The following is an 18,418-nucleotide window of genomic DNA, read 5'->3' on the forward strand; positions in this document are numbered from 1 at the left end:
AATTACTATTTTTGCATCCTGAATTTCAACAGGTCGAGTGGCCGAGTGGCTAGGCAGAGGTCTGCAAAACCTCCTACAGCGGTTCGAATCCGCTCTCGACCTCAGATTTATAATAAATTAAAAAATTAAAGGTTTACACCATGGCAGTTACGAGATTAAAAAGAAAAGACAGAAGAAATAAGACTTTCGCTAAATTAGACGTGAAAAACTTAAAGTTAGCTACGAACATCGAATTAGGTAGCCGTTCTAAACAATCTACTAAAGACCAATTGGCTAAAAACAATGCGGTCCTTGACAAACTTACTGCAAAAGCATAAGTTTCTGTTTTAAAACACAAGAAAAAGACCTTAGGATATCCTAAGGTCTTTTTTTATGCCGGTTATTTTTCCAGGTATATTTTTAAAAGTAAAGAACCCGTTTAAACGAGTTCTTTACAGATTTTTTTCACTACACCCGGTCCTTCATAAATGAAGCCGGTATACAGCTGCACTAAGGAAGCACCAGCATCCAGTTTATCTTTCGCATCCTGCGCAGAGTGAATCCCTCCTACCCCGATAATCGGGAATGCTTTATTTGATTTCTCAGACAGGTACCTGATCACCTCTGTAGAGCGGACCGTAAGCGGCTTACCACTTAGTCCTCCGGCTTCACTGAGCACCTTATCCGTTGTACGTAATGCAGATCTGTCAATTGTCGTATTCGTTGCAATCACACCAGCGATACCGGTCTTCATTACAATCTCTACGATATCGTCCAGTTGCTCATTGGTCAGGTCAGGAGCAATCTTCAACAGGATTGGCCTGCAAACCTCATGCGTCTGATTTCTTTGCTGCAAAGTATTCAGCAAATGCATCAGCGGTTCCTTTTCCTGCAACTCCCTTAATCCGGGGGTATTCGGCGAGCTCACATTGACCACAAAGTAATCCACCACATCGAACAGACGGTCAAAACACTTGATGTAGTCATTTACCGCTTCTTCATTGGGTGTATTTTTATTCTTTCCGATGTTTCCACCGATCACAATGGTTTTATCTTTATCCTTCAGGAGCCTTAAACGCTCCGCCAGGGTGTCTACTCCTTTGTTATTGAAGCCCATTCTATTGATGAGTGCTTCATCCTCCGGAAGACGGAACATGCGGGGCAGATCATTTCCTGGCTGAGGCAGTGGCGTAACCGTGCCTACCTCTATAAATCCGAAGCCCAGATTGCTCAGAGCCTCTATATATTCTCCGTTTTTATCAAAACCCGCAGCAAGTCCGACCGGGTTTCTGAATTTAATCCCAAAGACTTCACGTTCCAGCCCTTTAATGTTCACATCAAAGCTGCTGCGTAAAATTGTTTTACCGAATGGGAAATGATTGTGGAACCAATTCAGTTGTTTCACCACAAAATGGTGGACCTTTTCTGGATCAAACTGAAAAAAAAGAGGTTTAATTAGACGATACATTTAACGAATATAGAAAGGGGTTAGACAAAACGCAAAAATACGCAGTAATGTTAACAAAACATCAAGACTGCGTATAAAATTCCCCCGCATTGAAGCGGGGAACTCAGGCCCTTCCCCGGATAAACGCATAAACATGCAGAAAACAGGTATTTAAACGCCATAAAACAAGGAAAATAAATTACAAAAGCATAGCGAATAATATACCAGTGAAAAGCAAACAAAATTGTATTTTTGCAGCCAAATGATTTCAATAAACGACTTAACATTCCTGATAGGCTCCAGAGCTTTATACGACGAGGCAAACTGGCACATTAAACCAGGCGAAAGAATTGGATTAATCGGAGCCAACGGAACCGGTAAATCAACACTTCTAAAAATAATAGTTGGAGAGTATGGCCCCTCTTCAGGCAGTATTTCCATGTCGAAAGACCTGAAAATAGGCTACCTGAATCAGGATTTACTTTCTTACGACTCCCACCATAGCATTTTACACGTAGCGATGGAGGCCTTTGAGCGCCAAAATCAACTTCATGATGAAATTGAAGAACTCTTAAAAAAGATTGAAACAGATTATTCTGAAGAAGTTTTAAACAAACTAAGCGATAAACAACAGGAGTTTGAAGCCCTGGATGGATACAGCATAGAATACAGAGCGAATGAGATCCTTGCAGGTCTTGGTTTCAGTACCGCAGATCAGCACAGGCCATTGAATACTTTCTCCGGAGGATGGAGGATGAGGGTGATGCTTGCAAAGATTCTTTTGCAAACGCCGGATATCCTTTTACTCGATGAGCCTACCAACCACATGGATTTACCCTCCATCAAATGGCTGGAAACTTATTTATTGAGCTTTGAAGGTGCGATTGTGATTGTTTCTCACGATAGGTATTTCTTAGACAAAGTGGTCAACCGTATTGTAGAATCCCGCAAAGGAAAACTAACACCTTATGCAGGAAATTACACCTTCTATCTGGAAGAGAAATCCCTTCGCGGAGAGATCCAAAAGGGAGAATTCAAAAACCAGCAGGCAAAGATCAAACAGGAAGAACGGTTGATCGAACGTTTCCGTGCCAAAGCTTCAAAAGCGAAAATGGCACAATCAAGGATGAAAGCCCTGGATAAAATGGAGCGTGTGGAAGATGTTGATGACGACAATCCAACGGTAAACTTCCAGTTCAAATTCTCTAAACCATCCGGCCGTCACGTGATCCGCGTAGAGGAAGCTTATAAAAGCTATCCGAATGTAGATATCCTTGAAAACGCCGAAGGTTTAATTGAAAAAGGAGATAAAATCGCGCTCATCGGTGCCAATGGTAAAGGTAAATCGACACTGTTGCGGATCATCGCAGGTGCGGAAGCCTTTGACGGTAAATGTGAAACCGGTCATAATGTAACCACCACCTTCTTTGCGCAGCATCAGCTGGAGTCCTTACACCTGGACAACACGATTTTAGAAGAGCTTCAGGCATTTGCGCCTAAGCATACCGATACGGAATTGCGTGGCATCCTGGGTTGTTTCCTTTTCACCGGCGACGATGTTTTCAAAAAGATCCGCGTCCTGTCCGGAGGAGAGAAATCAAGGGTAGCACTGGCAAAATCATTGACTACAGATTCGAACTTCCTGATTCTGGATGAGCCTACGAATCACCTGGACATCCAATCGGTCAACATTCTGATTCAGGCATTGACACAGTATGAAGGAACGTTCATCGCGGTATCCCACGATAGGTATTTCCTGGATAATGTGGCCAATAAGATCTGGTTCATCGAAGATAAAGACATCAAAGAATATCCGGGTACCTATGCAGAATATGAAGAATGGAACAGCAAAAGAGCACCTGCTGCACCTTCCAGTGTTCCGGTAAGACCTGATAAAGAGGTTAAACCAAAAGCAGTAGTTACAGAAAAACCAGCACCGAGCAATCAGCAGCAATTAAAAAAGCTGAATGAGCAATTGAAAAAGATTGAAGCAGAGATTGCTGATTTTGAGCAGAATGTAAAAAGCATCGAGGCAGAAATTGCAGATGAGGCCGTATATTCAAATACCGCTAAGTTAGCAGAAGCCAACAAAAACTATATCAGTGCCAAGCACCAGCTGGATAATGCCCAGAACAAATGGGAAGAGCTGGCATCAGACATTATGGAAATGGAAGGATAATGATAAAATCAGGCGGATTCTTTTTCCTGCTGTTATTAAGTATACAGATTGCTGTGGCTCAGGACCGGCAATTTGTATACGATAATAAAGTGTACCTGCCCGAAATACGGACGGTACAATGTTATAACACCAAGAAAGAGCAATCATTGCCGGTCATTGCCCTGAATTCCAATGAACAGCTTTATTTCTCTTTTGACAATCTGAATGGAGGCGCGAGGATCTATTCCTATACGATAGAGCAATGTACCTCAGACTGGAAACCTTCCCGTCTGTCGCCGCTGGATTATCTGGAAGGCCTTTCTGAAGACCGGATTACGGAGTACAAATATTCTTTCAGCACTTTGCAGAAGTACACCAATTACTCCCTGGTCCTGCCCAACTCTCAGATTAAACCAAAGATCTCCGGCAATTACTTATTGAAAGTATATGAGGAAGGCAATCCTCAGCAGGCCGTGCTTTCCCAGCGCTTTTATGTGGTCAACAACCAGGTTACCGTTGGAATTAACATTACGGCAAGTCAGCAGGTTTCCCAACGTCAAAGCAATCAGAAAATTGATTTTACGATTTCCCATACCACACCAATCCAGAATCCATCTCTTGATTTAAAAGCAGTGGTGATGCAGAATGGCATTCCTCAAACCGCCATTTTAAATACCAATCCCACCTTTATCAGACCTGGTGCGCTCGTTTATAACGACCTGAACAGCAATGATTTTTCAGGAGGAAACGAATTCCGGAAATTTGATACCCGTAGCTTTCGCTATAAGGCAGAGAACGTAAACGAAATCGTCAGGGAAGATACTGCCATCAACGTCACCTTATTTACCGATATCAACGGCAATGCTGCAAAATTCACCAACAGGTTTGATGAGAACGGCAATTTCTTTATCAGGAACACTGAAGGTCGGGATCCAAATACGGATAGCGACTATGCGAACGTTCAGTTTAGCTTAAATGCTACGCCTCCAAATAGCGGAGGAGAGGCTTATGTAGTTGGCCGTTTTAACAATTACGTGCTAAACGAGGCCAGCAAGCTGAGTTATGAACCTGGCCGTCGTCGTTTTTACAAGAACATCAAGTTAAAGCAAGGCTTATACGATTATAAATATGTATGGCTGGATAAACAAAGCGGAAAGACAGACCAGTCTGTTTTTGAAGGTTCTTTCTTTGAGACAGAAAACACTTATCAGGTGTTCGTTTATTACCGCAGACCAGGTTCCCGTTGGGAGGAACTCATCGGTTTTTCGAATGTGAATACCACAAAACGATAAAGTTATTCCTGCTTAAACACCCATACCGAGAGGCTTTCCGCATTGCAGAAAAATTCCGCCCATCCATTGTCATTTACGCTCACTTCTTCCGCCCTGCCGCCGATTGCATCCACCATAACCCTACCCGCATGCTGAAGCCCCATTTCCATGGCTTTAAAGCCCTCTGCTCCATTGCTCATCAGTACCGCTAAGCCTGAATCTTCCTTGTCCCCGATTCCTGCTCTCGTCCAGCCGATACAATTGGGAAAGTCGAGATACTCCCGTTGTAAACCATACGCCAGGGTCTTTCTGATTTTAGTTATTTCCGCTAAGCCAGGCAATACCGGAAGCACGACTTCCAGCTCCTCTCCCTCTTTATTCTCATCGGTATAGGTTGCCCCATAAAGATCCGGGTAGAAAACACATGGAATTCCCTGTTCCCTCAGCAGGATTAAAGCATACGCAAGGGGGCGGAACCAAAATTCCACATAAGATTCCAATGCCTGTAATGGCTGAGAATCGTGGTTGTCCACAAAAGTAACCGTCAGCAATGGATGCGTTTGAACAAGGGTATTGTCAAATATTTTAGTCAGATCGTAGTTTTCTCTTTCTTCCGCAGCATGATGAAAATTCCGGTGAAGCAGGGAATCAAACAATTGCATCCTTCCTTCAGTTACCTCCAGATATTGCTGAAGTGCTTCCAGGCTTTCAATGTTCCAGTTTTCGGCTACGACAAAGAAGCCTTCGGGGAAGGCATTTTTCATATGGTCCAGCCAGTCGGTCAGGAAGTCGGTAGAAATGTGTTTCACTGCATCCAGTCTAAAGCCCCTCATCCCGCAGGTATTTACATACCACTCTCCCCAACATTTCAGGTCTGCCCTGACTTCAGGGTTTCTAAATTCTACATCGTTGTACATCAGGTAATCATAATTCCCGAGTTCCGTAGAAGGAACCTCTTCCCAACCTTCCCCGTATTGATTCTGAATGGAATAGATTCCCATTTCTTTCCGGTCTTCGGCCCAATCGATCCCGCTAAAGCAATCCTTATTCCAGGTAAATTCTGAGTATTGCCCTTTCCTTCCTGGAAAGTTAAATTTTGTCCATGCTTCAATCTCGTAAGCTTCGGAAGTGAATTCCTCCCTGTTTTCGGGATTCACCGTTCTTACCATCATCTTTTCCAGTTCATCCCCTCCTGCTTTGTGGTTAAAGACCACATCGGCGATGACCGCAATTCCTTTCTCCTGCAAAACCTGAATCGCTTCCTGGTAGGCAGCTTTCGATCCATATCGGGTTTCTATGGCATTCTTTTGATCAAATTCGCCGAGATCGTAGAGGTCGTAAGGATCATAGCCCACAGAGCTTGCTCCGGAATTGGCCTTATAGGCCGGAGGAAACCAAATGGCAGTAATTCCTATCCCTGCAAGTGTTTCCGCCTCCTTTTTTGCTTTAATCCATAATTTCTCTTCCTCATTATAGTACCAATGAAAGTACTGTATCAGCGTTTGATTGTCCATGTTTAACAATAACAGCAAGGCTCATATTTTGTTTATCAGCCTTTAAAGAATTCCTTATCTTTGAAGGATATTAATTTTATTTGCTAGGGATAGCAATTTTCGGGTGTACTAACCCGTTAAAGTTTTTCACAATTTATAGATGCAGTTCAGACCCCATTTTTATCCGTTCTTACTCAGCGGATGCCTTAGCTTTTTTACTTTTACGGGAAAAGCACAATATGCAGACAGCACTTTACAGCAACCTGTTGTAAACACCTTTTGGAAAAGTACACTTGTCAAAAAATCGACCGTCCCTTTACTGATGTTTGGTGCAACAGCGCTAACCTGGCCACACCGCAAGGAGATCAGGGAAGTTAGGAACAGGTTTATTCCTAACTTCAGGTATAAGTTTGACGATTACATGCAGTATGCCCCTGCAGCGGCCGTAGTGGCGCTGAATATGGCTGGTGTAAAAGGAAAGCACAGTCCTAAAAGGGCTTTTGTCTCTTATCTTTTCTCCATGGGCATCATGGGGACAGTCGTAAATGGGGTAAAACATACGGCAAGGGTGGAACGTCCTGATGCCAGTTCAAAGAATTCCTTTCCTTCCGGACATACCGCGATGGCCTTCATGAATGCGACAGTTCTGGACAAGGAATACGGACAATATGCACATCCGTTATATGGGGTTGCCGGTTATGCAATGGCTACTGCAACCGCTTTAGGCCGCGGACTAAACAACAGACATTGGGTAACAGATGTACTCGCCGGAGCGGGTATCGGGATCATATCAACAGAACTGGGCTACCTGGTTACCGACCAGATTTTCAAAAACAGAGGTATGAATGAACCTGTAAAACGTAACCCTGTTCCAATTCAGGCGAAGCCAAGCTTCCTTGAAATGCACCTTGGTTATGCCACGGCTACCAGCAGTGATATGGCAGCAATAGATCCGGAAAGCATTTACACCGAAGGCGGCTTCAATTACGGATTGGAAGGCGCCTGGTTTTTAAACAAAAACTTCGGTATTGGCGGCGAGTTTGCCTTTACCAGTTTCCCTTTAAACTCAGAGAAAGTAAAATTGGTTCCCGAATTAGATGAAATCAGTAATGGCTTGTTCACACAGGCCCTGGGGGTAAGGTATTTAAACATCGGTCCTTATTTCAGTTTGCCTTTGGCCAACAACTGGTTTGTGACGGCGAAGCTAAATGCCGGCCTATCTTCAGGCAGCAACGGAAACGTCATTTTAAACATTAAAGAGGAATATCAAAAAGAATACGGAACAGCAGAATTACCTTACCTGAAGTATAAGCCAAAGGCAGCCTTCAGCTGGTCGGCCGGAGTAGGCATTCAAAAAAGAATTGGCAGAAACACGGCCATCAAAGCTTATACGACTTACTTTAATTCTGCACATGAGTTTGACATGAAGGGACTTCAGGATATCGATGACGATGGCCATTACATCTACGAACCCCTACCTCCTGACTACAGTAAAACCAGGTTTAACCACCTCACCTTTGGCCTGGGGATTACCGCATTTATCTGGTAGGCTCCTTTAATCGCTTTCCCCTTTCATGATGTATGTTCATTTTTACTTACTTTTGCAGCAGCTATGAGCACAAAAATAAAAAGCCCGAAAGAATCTTTCACCATCATGAATGAGTTGGTATTGCCGAATGATACCAATACACTGAACAATTTAATGGGAGGCAGGTTGCTTCACTGGATGGACATTGCTGCTGCTATTTCGGCTCAAAAACATTGCAACAGGATCGTCGTTACCGCATCAGTGGACAATGTATCGTTTAAACAACCGATCAAACTGGGGGATGTGATCACGATTGAAGCAAAGGTAACCCGCGCATTTAATACTTCTGTAGAGGTGAGACTGGATGTATGGGCGGAAAATATTCCTTCAGGAAGCCGGGTAAAATCTAATGAGGCCTATTATACTTTTGTTGCGGTAGACCAAAGCGGAAGGACCATTCCTGTTCCTGAGCTTAGTCCCGAGAGCCCGGAAGAAATAGAGTTATTTGCCGGAGCTTTAAGAAGAAGACAGCTGCGCCTGATTCTTGGCGGAAAAATGAAAGCCAATGATGCTAAAGAACTTAAAGCTTTGTTCTTTGAAGATTAAAACCATCACCGCGGAAATCCGTTATTAAATAAAAAGGAAATATGACGACATACACGACACTGATTATCTTAAGCGGACTCGTCATTTTTTCTTACTTATTTGATCTTGTTGCCAGTAAAACCAAATTACCTTCCGTACTCCTGCTCCTGCTTTTAGGAATCGGCTTACGTGTATTGGTAGATAACCTTCAGCTGCATACGTTTAATTTTCTAACGATTCTGCCTACATTGGGTACCGTTGGACTGATCCTGATCGTTTTTGAGGGCTCACTGGAGCTCAAATATGAGCGGGAGAAGAATAAGCTCATCAAAGGAGCCTTCCTGTCGGCTTTCTTTATTCTGATCACTACAGTATCGGTCATTACCTTTATCATCTACCAGATCACCGGAAAAGAGCTGTACGTGTGCTTCACGAATGCCATCCCTTTCAGCGTGATCAGTTCTGCCATTGCCATTCCTTCCGCAGCTGCTTTAAGCAATAAAAGCAAGGAGTTCATCATTTATGAATCTTCTTTTTCCGATATCCTCGGGATTATCCTCTTTAACTTTGCGATCTCCAATCCGCACATCTCAGTTTCTTCATTTGCAGGATTGGCCCTCAGCACTACACTGATCCTGATTCTTTCGGCGATTTCCTGCATTACCCTGTTGTACCTGATGGGGAGGATTTCACACCATATCAAGTTCTTCCTGATCATTTCGATCCTGATCATGGTATATGCGATCGGACAATCTTATCACCTGTCTTCACTGGTATTGATCCTTTCCTTTGGCCTGTTCCTGAACAATGCCGATACGATCAAACATGCCTATTTCAGGAGTATCTTTATCTATAAGAATTTATCGAATGATCTGACGCAGCTCTATCAGTTGTCGGCAGAAAGTGCCTTTATTATCCGCACCTTTTTCTTTGTGATCTTCGGATTTACGATGAATATTTATGCGCTGAATGATGGTATTGTGATTGCAAACGGACTGATTATCCTGGCTACTGTCTTCATTATCCGTTTTGTTTACCTCAAGGTTTTCAGAAAAGAAAACAGTGGCACAGAAGCTTTTATCGCCCCGAGGGGTCTGATCAGTATCTTATTGTATTTTAACCTGCCTCCGGAATTAAAGATTCCAGAGGTAGGTACGGCTTTCCTGTTCCTTGTGGTCTTGGGATCAAGCCTGATTATGAGTATCGGATTGTTATCTGCTAAGAAAACTGCAAAAACAGCAGCAGTAGATTAAACAGAACCCATTTCCAGGATTTTATCAAACTCTTCTGCTTTCAGCTGCATTACAGATAAGCGGCCTTGTCTGACTAATGAAATGTCTTTTAAGCTTTCTTCTGCCTTGATTTGCTCCAAAGTAACCGGTGTTTTTAACGCTTCCAGAGGGGCCAAATCAACCACTACCCAATTCGGATCTTCTGTGGTCGGGTCCTGGTAGAACTCTTTTACGACTTTGGCAATCCCTACCACATTCTTTCCTTCATTGCTATGGTAAAATAAAACAAGGTCGCCCTCTTTCATCAATTTCAGGTTGTTACGTGCCTGGTAGTTTCTTACCCCATCCCAGAAGGTCCTTCCATCCTGGTTAAACTTTTCCCAACTGTATTTAAAGGGTTCACTTTTTACGAGCCAATGATTCATGGTATTCTTTATTTAAACGGGCAATTTTGCGACTATTATTTAATAGACCAAAACTAACAAAAGGGAATGGATTAGGAAGCAAGCTGTCTTATTTTATTCAATGCTGCGGTCAATTCTTCAGGTTTATCCGTTCCGATAAGCAACGTTCCATGGTCCTTGAATTCCAGCTGTAATCCTTGATTTCCTGAAATATTAAAAGCCTCCCCTTTTTGCCCGGTCCTGATCCCCCAGCCTCCATATTCTCTAACCGGGCTATATTTTCTGAGGTAAGTTTTGTCGATCTTGTCCCAGGAATAATGTCTAAAGGAGCGGTGAAAAGGAAAAAATCTCACATAAATGCCGTCCCTTTGAATTCGGGTTTCCAGTCGGAAGTTGAAGAACAGGATGTTCAACAAGAAAACAAATCCTGTGACTACTAAAAGTACAACATCCGTTGATGACAGATTCCCAAACTTCTCCCCCGCTACTATCTCCTTAAAAGCCGTAAAAACAAACAGTCCGTTTAAGCCGATCAAAATCAACCACAACCACCATTGATTAAACTTTTGCTTTTCTGAAAAAACAACCTCATTACTCATTTATATATCGTTTTATACAGGCAAGATACCGCATTACATTTTAAATTAACTACTCCGAACCAAAAAATCATTTACCACTCAAATTGATTTCTATTATTAATTAAAACTGTACATTCGCCTTAACATCAATACCATCATACAAGAATTTAGTTCATTTATGAAAAATTACAGGCAAATATTACTCATAGTTAGTCTATTTTGTGTTTCCAACTTCGCTTTTTCTCAACAATTCAGTATTGATCAGCTGAGAAAATTTAATGAAATGGACTTAACCAGTTTTAGAAAGGAAATTAAGGAAGTACACAAATACAGCTATTACGACAAAACGGAAACAGAGGAATTTCGTTTATTTGAGTACGACAGTCCTGATTACCTCAATAAAGTTTCAAAATTTGATTATTTGAAGGATAAAAGCTCAAATATGATTGAACTTTCAACAACAGATGAAAAGATCTTTGCCGCCTACAAAAAAAACATCCTTAGCCTTGGCTATAAAGAAACAGGAACAGGTAAAATTCCCGGCGGAGAAGTATATAAAGACTACGTCAAGAAAGAATTGCGACTGAGGCTGGTATTCCCGAAAGAAAACACAAAACCTCCGAAATCATATACGATCATCGTTCTAAAATAAGAGGATCTTCCTTTCGATATGACCTTGTCATACAAAGGATCTACAAATGGCCGGATGTCCTTAACGATATCATTCTTCTCTGTTAGTCTCCTCTCTTCGTCAAGACAGGGATTTTGAAAGTCTTCTGCAGCCAATTCCGAAATCACTTCAGTTATTTCCCTCTCCTCTTTTAATATCGGCTCCGGGCCTTGCAATTTCATCCTTCCCAAATACTGGCTGTCCGACTGGCTACACCTGTCTCTAGCCACGACCCCAACATAAATATCAACTTCCCTTCCGATCAAATCTTCTGAAAGCATCAACACCTCTGTTCCGGTACTCCTGAAACTACCTGTACTTTGACAACAGGCTTTCCTACCCTCCATATCTATCGCCAACAGCATCACCTGATCATAAGAAGAACCACCTTCAACAAGGGAAGGATCCCAGTTAAAGCGCAAGACCTCCTCACTTTCCTGTACGACCGAAGCTCCCGTTAAACCAGCAAGATTCCCTCCGCTGATCTTAAACGAAGCCGGATCAATGTAATCTCCTTCCCCGACTGTTTTAAGGGCAAACTGTCTGTTATAGGAAAGGGCAGCACGCATCCCTCCGCTCTTTGTCCAATAATCTTTGAATCCAACGCTAACTAATCCTTTAATCGCGTTTAAGACTTCCTGCACCAGCTTAAACCGGCTCCTGTTTTTCAATTCGTTTGCTGTGGGAGGAGCAGTTCGCTCGGGTAAACTCCTCATCCGGTCAATACCATATAAGGTATAACCGACCACAGGGCCTACTTTTCCACTGAAACCACCCAATATCCCATTTGTAATTCTTGCCATAATACTTTATTTAAATTAATGTCTTACCAAGACTATACCTGTTTCGGGGTTTAATCACAGGCAGCAGGCTATTTACACGTTGTCTACCCGCTGTTTACACGTTCGCAAGCGTGCCTCCACCGAGTATAGACCTGGTATACACCTAATAGAGAACCTGATACCGGGAAACTTGTCAGCCGCAAGATACGAAGCAAAACCCTTCCTGAAGCTGGATAAGAATTGCCATTTCATTTGGTTACCCACCATAATCACCGAAATTATACCATTAAAGAGACTGCCTATCAGCTCAACTTCGAAGATCCTGGCTATTTCTCCGGATTTTTCAAAAAAAAAACAGGCCTGAGCCCTGAAAAATTTAAAGCTTCAGCAGCGTTAAAGTAAGATCTTTATATTTGCTGAAACATCGACCTATACGAATGGAAACCCTCAAAAAGATCATTACTGATATTGCTGCAATTTCTGAATCCTCAGCCCAAAAGCTGTGTGACCTTTTTGAGGAGGTTCATTACCCTAAATCTCATCTCCTGTTTCGTCAGCATGAAATGGACCCTACCCTTTATGTCATCAAATCTGGAATTGCCCGGGCCTATTACCGGACCGACGACAGTGATGTTACCTTTTGGTTTGGGACAGAAGGTAGTGCTGTGGTTTCCTACAATAGCTATATCAATCAGACTCCGGGATATGAAAGCATCGAACTGCTGGAAGATACGGTCCTCTATCGTCTGGAACATCGGCACCTTGGTGCTTTATATGAGACCGATATTGAAATCGCCAACTGGGGACGAAAACTGATGGAAAAAGAAATCATTCTGGTAGAAGAAAGGCTCATTTCCAGGTTATTGCTCAATGCCACACAACGCTACAAAAACCTGATGGACCATCAGCCGGAACTGTTGCAAAGGGTTCAGTTGACCTATATCGCTTCTTATCTGGGAATTACTCCCGTTTCTTTAAGCAGGATCAGGGCCGAAATCCGATAATTTCTTATCATTTGTTTAGTTTGCTTTCCAGCCCAATTGCGGAACTTTGTCGGAGAATTTAGCAGCAATTAATGCTGTATTGCAAACCAATAAACACAAAGAACACCAATATTATGAGCTGGATATTATTAATTTTAGGAGGCCTTTTCGAAGTCGCTTTTGCTTCCTGTCTTGGAAAAATGAAAGAAACAACAGGAAACGCCGCTCTCATGTGGGGAACAGGCTTCGTGGTTTGTCTGGTCATCAGTATGGGGCTATTAATTAAAGCCACACAAACCTTGCCTATTGGAACTGCTTATGCAGTATGGACAGGTATTGGCGCTGTAGGAACAGTGCTGGTTGGGATCTTTGTATTCCAGGAGCCGGCTACCTTCTGGCGTATTGTTTTCATTACGACACTGATCTGTTCGATCATTGGATTAAAAGCCGTTTCTTCTCATTAATATCTTAGGATTATAAGACTGAATTTGCAAGGCACTGAATTTGTATAGGCTTTGCTCCTGACCAGGGTGTTGTCAGGGGCAGAGCCTATACAATTTACGGACAATTGCTGTCCTTTAATGGATCATTTTAAAGAGTAATTCCTTCAACAGCTCTCCGTCGGTGATGTTTCCGGTACTGTCCACCCCTTTACTTTTCAAGTCATACTCCCTCAAAAGGCTAATGATATCGAAAGTTTTAGGCAGGCTATAACTGCGTGCTGCCGTTTCAAAATCTTTCACAAAATAGGGGTTCACGCCCAGTTCTTTTGCTGCATCTCCTTTATTCGGCAAATAATGGTATTTGAGAATCTTGGAGAAATACGCATTCAGATTGGCCATGACCATCACCATCGGATTGGCTTTAGGATTGTCGGCAAAATAGTTGATGATCTGATTGCACTTCAAAACGTTTTTTACCGCCAGTGCTTTTTGCAATTCAAAAACATTATATTCTTTACTGATCCCTATATTTCTTTGAATCAGATCGGTATCAATGGTCACTTCCTTACCGATATTCAGCATTAGCTTTTCTACCTCATTGGCGATCTTGGAAAGGTCGGCGCCCAGGTATTCGGCCATTAAGGCGGAAGCTTGGGGGGCAATCTTATACCCTTTCTCTTTTACGAAATCGTCGATCCATGCGGCAAGCTTATAATCGCGCACCAGTTCCGACTGAAATACCAGCCCGTTTTTATCGATCGACTTATAAATCTTCTTCCGCTTATCAAAGTTGGCATATTTATACCCGAGCACGAGAATGGTGCTGGGCATCGGTTTTTCAAAATAACTCTGAACAAACTCTGCCTCTTTACTGCTTCCTTCCGTTTCTTTGGCCCATTTCAGGTCCTGCGCTTCTTTCACGACAATCAGTTGGTAATCTGACATCATGGGATAACGTTTAGCCGCATTCATGACGGCAGCCATATCTGTATCCTTACCATACAGCACCGTTTGATTGAACCCTTTTTCCATATCACTCAAAATATGCTCTTCCATATAATGAATAATCTGGTCTATGTAATAGGGCTCTTCACCATGTAACAGGTAAACAGGTTTAAACTTTCTGGCTTTAATGTCTTTGATTATGTCGGCAGCACTCATATATTTATCCAAATGTAACGGCTAAAAACTAAATATTAAAGGTTATTTTTGCACAAATGGCATTTACCCCTACCGCATTGAACCTTCCTGAGTATCCTTTTAAAATTACACTAAAGGACAACAGGCATTTTATCTTTGATGAAATCCGTAAAAAGCACCTCGTGCTGACCCCTGAAGAATGGGTGAGGCAACATTTCATTCAGTATCTTATTCTTGAAAAAAAATTCCCCAAAACACTGATCCAGATTGAGGGAGGATTGAACCTGAACCAGCTGCAAAAACGAAGTGACATCGTTATTTTTAATACCTCCGGAGAAAGATTGATGGTGATTGAATGTAAAGCGCCATCGGTAAACATCACACAAGCGGTATTTGATCAGGCATCCCGCTACAATTCTGTTTATAAAGCCAAATGGCTGGTGGTGACCAACGGGCTGAAACATTGTTATGCCCAGATTGACCATATTGCAGAGCGATTCCAGTTTAGCCCTGAGTTACCGGAATACCTGCAGCTCTAAGCATCCTCCAGGAAAAAGCCCTTCCTTTTTAATAAATTTATCCGGAGGAGCTTCATTTTAGTATTACCTTTGTCAAATGACAGTTCCTGAATTAGAAGATTATTTTTCCGGCATAAACTTACCCCAAACCCTGGAGCTTTATCCGGGAACAAAACTCAATGATGTGGCACAATGTGTAGATACACATCTTACTGTACTGAAAATCTATGGCAACATCAGGCCCTATGAATGTTTCTACGACAGGCTCCTAAAAATCAAAGAAATGGTAGAAAAGGAACAGGAAAACTCCGAAGAATAAAAAGAAGAACAGAAAGAAAACTTAAAGACAAGCAGAACACCCATAAAAAAAGACAACCCTAAAGTTGTCTTTTTCATTTGATCTTATTTATGATAAAAGAATCCTGAGCAATTAACCCAGAGATTCGATCTGTCCTACAATAATGCTGATTTTAGCTTCTGCATCTGCTTTTTTATTCCGTTCGTTCTGAATGATCTCCGGCTTCGCATTCTGAACAAAACGTTCATTGCTGAGCTTTGCATCAACAGACTTCAGGAAGCCTTGCAGGTAAACTAATTCTACGTTTAAGCGTTCCTTTTCTGCTGCTACATCGATCGTTTCGTTCAACTGGATAAAGAACTCATCGTTCCCCACCATAAAGCTGGCAGCTCCGGCAATCTTATCATTTACAAACTCTACTTCATTGATATTCGCCAGTTTGAAAATGATGTTCATCCATTTCTCATAATCCAGTCCCGAGTTGACCTTAATGTTTAAAGGCAAAGCTTCTTTAGGTGAGATCTGTTTGGTATTACGTACGTTTCTGATCTCTGCAACAAGGCCTTTCACAACTTCAACCTCTTTCAGCAACGCTGCATCAGCCGTTCCTACAACCGGATAAGCAGCAACGATACAGCAGTCCATCTCCCCTTTTTCACCAAACAATTCATCATGCCATAATTCTTCCGTAAGGAAAGGCATATATGGATGTAATAAAGTCAAAATCTTCTCAAAGAAACCAATGGTCACTTTCAATGTTTCCGCATCAATAGGATGCTGATAAGCAGGCTTCACCATTTCCAGATACCAGGCACAGAAATCATCCCACACCAGTTTGTAAGAAGCCATCAATGCCTCAGATAAACGATATTGTTTGAAGTTATCCTCAATCTCAGCCAATGCTTCATTAAAGCGGTTCTCAAACCATAAGATCGCCTGCGCATTAGGATTAGCCAGGTTTTCATCCACTTCCCATCCTTTAACCAGACGGAAAGCATTCCAGATCTTATTGGCAAAGTTCCTGCCCTGCTCGCAATAGCTCTCATCAAACATGAGGTCATTCCCCGCAGGAGAACACAACAACATTCCTACCCTTACCCCATCAGCACCATATTTTTCAATCAGGCCAATCGGATCAGGTGAATTGCCCAGAGATTTAGACATCTTACGTCCTTGTTTATCTCTTACAATACCAGTCAGGTATACATTGTTGAAAGGTTTCTTTCCACGGAACTCATGTCCGGCCATGATCATCCTCGCTACCCAGAAGAATAAAATCTCCGGAGCAGTAACCAGGTCATTGGTCGGATAGTAATAGTTGATCTCCGCATTGTCCGGATTTCTGATGCCATCAAAAACCGAGATCGGCCATAACCAGGCAGAGAACCAGGTATCCATTACATCAGGATCCTGTTTCACAAACGGAGCCAGCTGATGCTTAAAGCCCGTAGCTTCCGTCGCAGTAAATACACCATCAATATCTTTAAGCTTTAAAAATTCATCTAAAGCCGCTTCTTTAGTCTTCGCAACAACCCAGTTTCCCTGGTCGTCATACCATACCGGAATCTGGTGTCCCCACCATAACTGCCTGCTGATATTCCAATCCCGGACATTCTCCATCCAATGACGGTAAGTATTTCCAAATTTCTCCGGAATCAACTTTATATCACCGTTTAACACATCTTCCAGCGCTGGCTTAGCCATCTCATCCATCTTACAGAACCATTGTAAAGACAATTTCGGCTCAATGGCCACATCCGTACGTTCCGAAAAACCAATCTGAGATTTATAATCTTCGACTTTTTCCAAATGTCCGGCCTCATCCAATAACACCGCAATTTTCTTTCTCGCGATGAAACGGTCCTCACCAACAAGGATTACCGCCAGCTCATTTAAAGTACCATCGTCATTTAAGATGTCAATTACCGGAAGTTTGTGCTTAACCCCAAGTTCATAATCGTTTAAATCATGCGCAGGAGTAACCTTCAAACATCCAGTTCCAAAGTCCATCGTCACGTACTCATCCTCAATCACAGGAATCTCCCTGTTGATCAATGGAACAAATACTTTTTTCCCCTTCAGGTGGGTATAACGCTCATCATTCGGATTGATACAAATTGCAGCATCCGCCATGATCGTCTCCGGACGCGTTGTCGCAATGGTCAGGAATTCCTGATCATTCGTACCCGCAACGGTATATTTGATATAGTATAATTTCTGATTTACCTCTTTACGGATCACCTCCTCGTCGGAAACGGCAGTCTTACCCGCAGGATCCCAGTTCACCATCCTTATACCACGGTAAATTCTTCCTTGCTTATGCAAATGAATGAAACAGTCAATCACCGCCTCAGACATCCCTTCGTCCATCGTAAAACGAGTCCGCTCCCAATCACAGGAAGCACCCAGCTTTTTCAATTGCTCCAGAATAATGCCTCCGTACTTCTCCTTCCACTCCCAGGCATATTTCAGAAACTCTTCCCTGCTCAGGTCCTTCTTCTCAATACCCCGCTCCTTCAACATCGCCACAACCTTCGCCTCTGTAGCGATAGAAGCATGGTCTGTACCAGGTACCCAACATGCATTCTTTCCCTGCATCCTCGCCCTGCGGACCAAGACATCCTGAATCGTATTGTTCAACATGTGTCCCATGTGTAAAACACCCGTCACATTGGGCGGTGGGATTACAATAGTGTAAGGCTCGCGCTCATCCGGCTCAGAATGGAAAAAGTTCTTTGACATCCAGTAGCTATACCATTTATCTTCAGTCGCCGCCGGGTCGTATTTTGTAGAAATGCTCATTTTAAAAGAAAAAGTATAAAAGAAAAGTATCAGTTGAGGTGCAAAAATAGTAAAAAAAATAGGGATACTATTCGCTGGCTCAAATCTTTTGCTGAAGGGCAAAACAT

19 protein-coding genes and 1 tRNA gene are annotated in these 18,418 nt (G+C 42.5%); 13 read left to right on the forward strand and 7 right to left on the reverse strand.

Going from position 1 to position 18,418, the window contains the following annotated elements:
• The first annotated feature begins 31 nt into the window (after positions 1 to 31).
• Positions 32 to 102: transfer RNA gene (locus AAFF35_RS23235), tRNA-Cys, on the forward strand.
• A 38-nt stretch (positions 103 to 140) separates the two neighbouring features.
• Entirely contained in the window at positions 141 to 317 is a 177-nt protein-coding gene (locus tag AAFF35_RS23240; protein WP_069377966.1) for a spore protein, read from the forward strand.
• Between the two features lie 101 nt (positions 318 to 418).
• On the opposite strand, the gene AAFF35_RS23245 is transcribed toward AAFF35_RS23240, so the two are convergent.
• Positions 419 to 1,447: a quinone-dependent dihydroorotate dehydrogenase gene (locus tag AAFF35_RS23245; RefSeq protein WP_342328957.1), complete on the reverse strand. Its 1,029-nt coding sequence runs from the start codon at positions 1,445 to 1,447 to the stop codon at positions 419 to 421.
• Between the two features lie 241 nt (positions 1,448 to 1,688).
• On the opposite strand from AAFF35_RS23245, the gene AAFF35_RS23250 reads away from it, so the two are divergent.
• Both AAFF35_RS23250 and AAFF35_RS23255 read left to right on the forward strand, forming a co-directional pair.
• Entirely contained in the window at positions 1,689 to 3,605 is a 1,917-nt protein-coding gene (locus AAFF35_RS23250; RefSeq protein ID WP_342328958.1) for an ABC-F family ATP-binding cassette domain-containing protein, read from the forward strand.
• Positions 3,605 to 4,876, forward strand: a complete 1,272-nt coding sequence (locus AAFF35_RS23255) for a DUF5103 domain-containing protein (RefSeq protein ID WP_342328959.1) — start codon at positions 3,605 to 3,607, stop codon at positions 4,874 to 4,876. Before AAFF35_RS23250 ends, AAFF35_RS23255 begins: the two co-directional genes overlap by 1 nt.
• A gap of 2 nt (positions 4,877 to 4,878) precedes the next feature.
• Here AAFF35_RS23255 and AAFF35_RS23260 read toward each other — a convergent pair whose 3' ends face one another.
• Positions 4,879 to 6,369 carry an alpha-amylase gene (locus AAFF35_RS23260; protein ID WP_342328960.1) on the reverse strand — a complete coding sequence of 497 codons (1,491 nt, stop codon included), beginning with the start codon at positions 6,367 to 6,369 and terminating at the stop codon, positions 4,879 to 4,881.
• A gap of 139 nt (positions 6,370 to 6,508) precedes the next feature.
• On the opposite strand from AAFF35_RS23260, the gene AAFF35_RS23265 reads away from it, so the two are divergent.
• The 3 genes from AAFF35_RS23265 (at position 6,509) to AAFF35_RS23275 (ending at position 9,714) form a co-directional block, all read left to right on the forward strand.
• Positions 6,509 to 7,897, forward strand: a complete 1,389-nt coding sequence (locus AAFF35_RS23265) for a phosphatase PAP2 family protein (RefSeq protein WP_342328961.1) — start codon at positions 6,509 to 6,511, stop codon at positions 7,895 to 7,897.
• A gap of 63 nt (positions 7,898 to 7,960) precedes the next feature.
• Positions 7,961 to 8,482, forward strand: coding sequence for an acyl-CoA thioesterase (locus AAFF35_RS23270; RefSeq protein WP_124584550.1), 522 nt, complete (start codon positions 7,961 to 7,963; stop codon positions 8,480 to 8,482).
• 41 nt (positions 8,483 to 8,523) lie between these two features.
• Entirely contained in the window at positions 8,524 to 9,714 is a 1,191-nt protein-coding gene (locus AAFF35_RS23275) for a sodium:proton antiporter (RefSeq protein WP_342328962.1), read from the forward strand.
• Here the strand turns inward: AAFF35_RS23275 and AAFF35_RS23280 are convergent.
• Positions 9,711 to 10,118, reverse strand: a complete 408-nt coding sequence (locus tag AAFF35_RS23280) for an EVE domain-containing protein (RefSeq protein ID WP_074606568.1) — start codon at positions 10,116 to 10,118, stop codon at positions 9,711 to 9,713. The two genes, AAFF35_RS23275 and AAFF35_RS23280, sit on opposite strands and share 4 nt — an antisense overlap.
• A 71-nt stretch (positions 10,119 to 10,189) precedes the next feature.
• Entirely contained in the window at positions 10,190 to 10,696 is a 507-nt protein-coding gene (locus AAFF35_RS23285; RefSeq protein ID WP_342328963.1) for a hypothetical protein, read from the reverse strand.
• A gap of 262 nt (positions 10,697 to 10,958) precedes the next feature.
• On the opposite strand from AAFF35_RS23285, the gene AAFF35_RS23290 reads away from it, so the two are divergent.
• A complete protein-coding gene (locus tag AAFF35_RS23290; RefSeq protein ID WP_342328964.1) occupies positions 10,959 to 11,327 on the forward strand; it encodes a hypothetical protein in 369 nt (122 codons plus the stop codon).
• Here AAFF35_RS23290 and AAFF35_RS23295 read toward each other — a convergent pair.
• A complete protein-coding gene (locus tag AAFF35_RS23295; protein ID WP_342328965.1) occupies positions 11,237 to 12,148 on the reverse strand; it encodes a DUF6266 family protein in 912 nt (303 codons plus the stop codon). The two genes, AAFF35_RS23290 and AAFF35_RS23295, sit on opposite strands and share 91 nt — an antisense overlap.
• A 231-nt stretch (positions 12,149 to 12,379) precedes the next feature.
• Between AAFF35_RS23295 and AAFF35_RS23300 the strand changes: the two genes are divergently transcribed.
• The 3 genes from AAFF35_RS23300 to AAFF35_RS23310 all read left to right on the forward strand — a co-directional run bounded on the left by AAFF35_RS23300 (position 12,380) and on the right by AAFF35_RS23310 (position 13,574).
• Positions 12,380 to 12,529 carry a helix-turn-helix domain-containing protein gene (locus AAFF35_RS23300; RefSeq protein WP_342333373.1) on the forward strand — a complete coding sequence of 50 codons (150 nt, stop codon included), beginning with the start codon at positions 12,380 to 12,382 and terminating at the stop codon, positions 12,527 to 12,529.
• A gap of 35 nt (positions 12,530 to 12,564) precedes the next feature.
• The gene (locus AAFF35_RS23305) at positions 12,565 to 13,131 is read left to right on the forward strand and encodes a Crp/Fnr family transcriptional regulator (RefSeq protein WP_342328966.1); all 567 of its coding nucleotides are present in this window, start codon (positions 12,565 to 12,567) and stop codon (positions 13,129 to 13,131) included.
• A gap of 113 nt (positions 13,132 to 13,244) precedes the next feature.
• Positions 13,245 to 13,574: a multidrug efflux SMR transporter gene (locus AAFF35_RS23310; protein ID WP_342328967.1), complete on the forward strand. Its 330-nt coding sequence runs from the start codon at positions 13,245 to 13,247 to the stop codon at positions 13,572 to 13,574.
• 114 nt (positions 13,575 to 13,688) lie between these two features.
• Here AAFF35_RS23310 and holA read toward each other — a convergent pair whose 3' ends face one another.
• Positions 13,689 to 14,714: a DNA polymerase III subunit delta gene (holA, locus tag AAFF35_RS23315; RefSeq protein ID WP_342328968.1), complete on the reverse strand. Its 1,026-nt coding sequence runs from the start codon at positions 14,712 to 14,714 to the stop codon at positions 13,689 to 13,691.
• A 56-nt stretch (positions 14,715 to 14,770) separates the two neighbouring features.
• Here holA and AAFF35_RS23320 point away from each other — a divergent pair, with 56 nt between their 5' ends.
• Positions 14,771 to 15,232 (forward strand): type I restriction enzyme HsdR N-terminal domain-containing protein, encoded by a 462-nt coding sequence (locus AAFF35_RS23320; protein ID WP_074606593.1) that lies wholly within the window; start codon positions 14,771 to 14,773, stop codon positions 15,230 to 15,232.
• Positions 15,233 to 15,308: 76 nt separating this feature from the next.
• On the forward strand, positions 15,309 to 15,530 hold the full coding sequence (locus AAFF35_RS23325) for a hypothetical protein (RefSeq protein ID WP_342328969.1): 222 nt from the start codon (positions 15,309 to 15,311) through the stop codon (positions 15,528 to 15,530).
• Positions 15,531 to 15,641: 111 nt separating this feature from the next.
• Here the strand turns inward: AAFF35_RS23325 and AAFF35_RS23330 are convergent, their stop codons facing one another.
• Positions 15,642 to 18,311, reverse strand: a complete 2,670-nt coding sequence (locus AAFF35_RS23330; protein WP_342328970.1) for a valine--tRNA ligase — start codon at positions 18,309 to 18,311, stop codon at positions 15,642 to 15,644.
• Between the last annotated feature and the right edge of the window lie 107 nt (positions 18,312 to 18,418).

Source organism: Pedobacter sp. FW305-3-2-15-E-R2A2, from assembly GCF_038446955.1.
Taxonomy (GTDB): Bacteria; Bacteroidota; Bacteroidia; order Sphingobacteriales; family Sphingobacteriaceae; genus Pedobacter.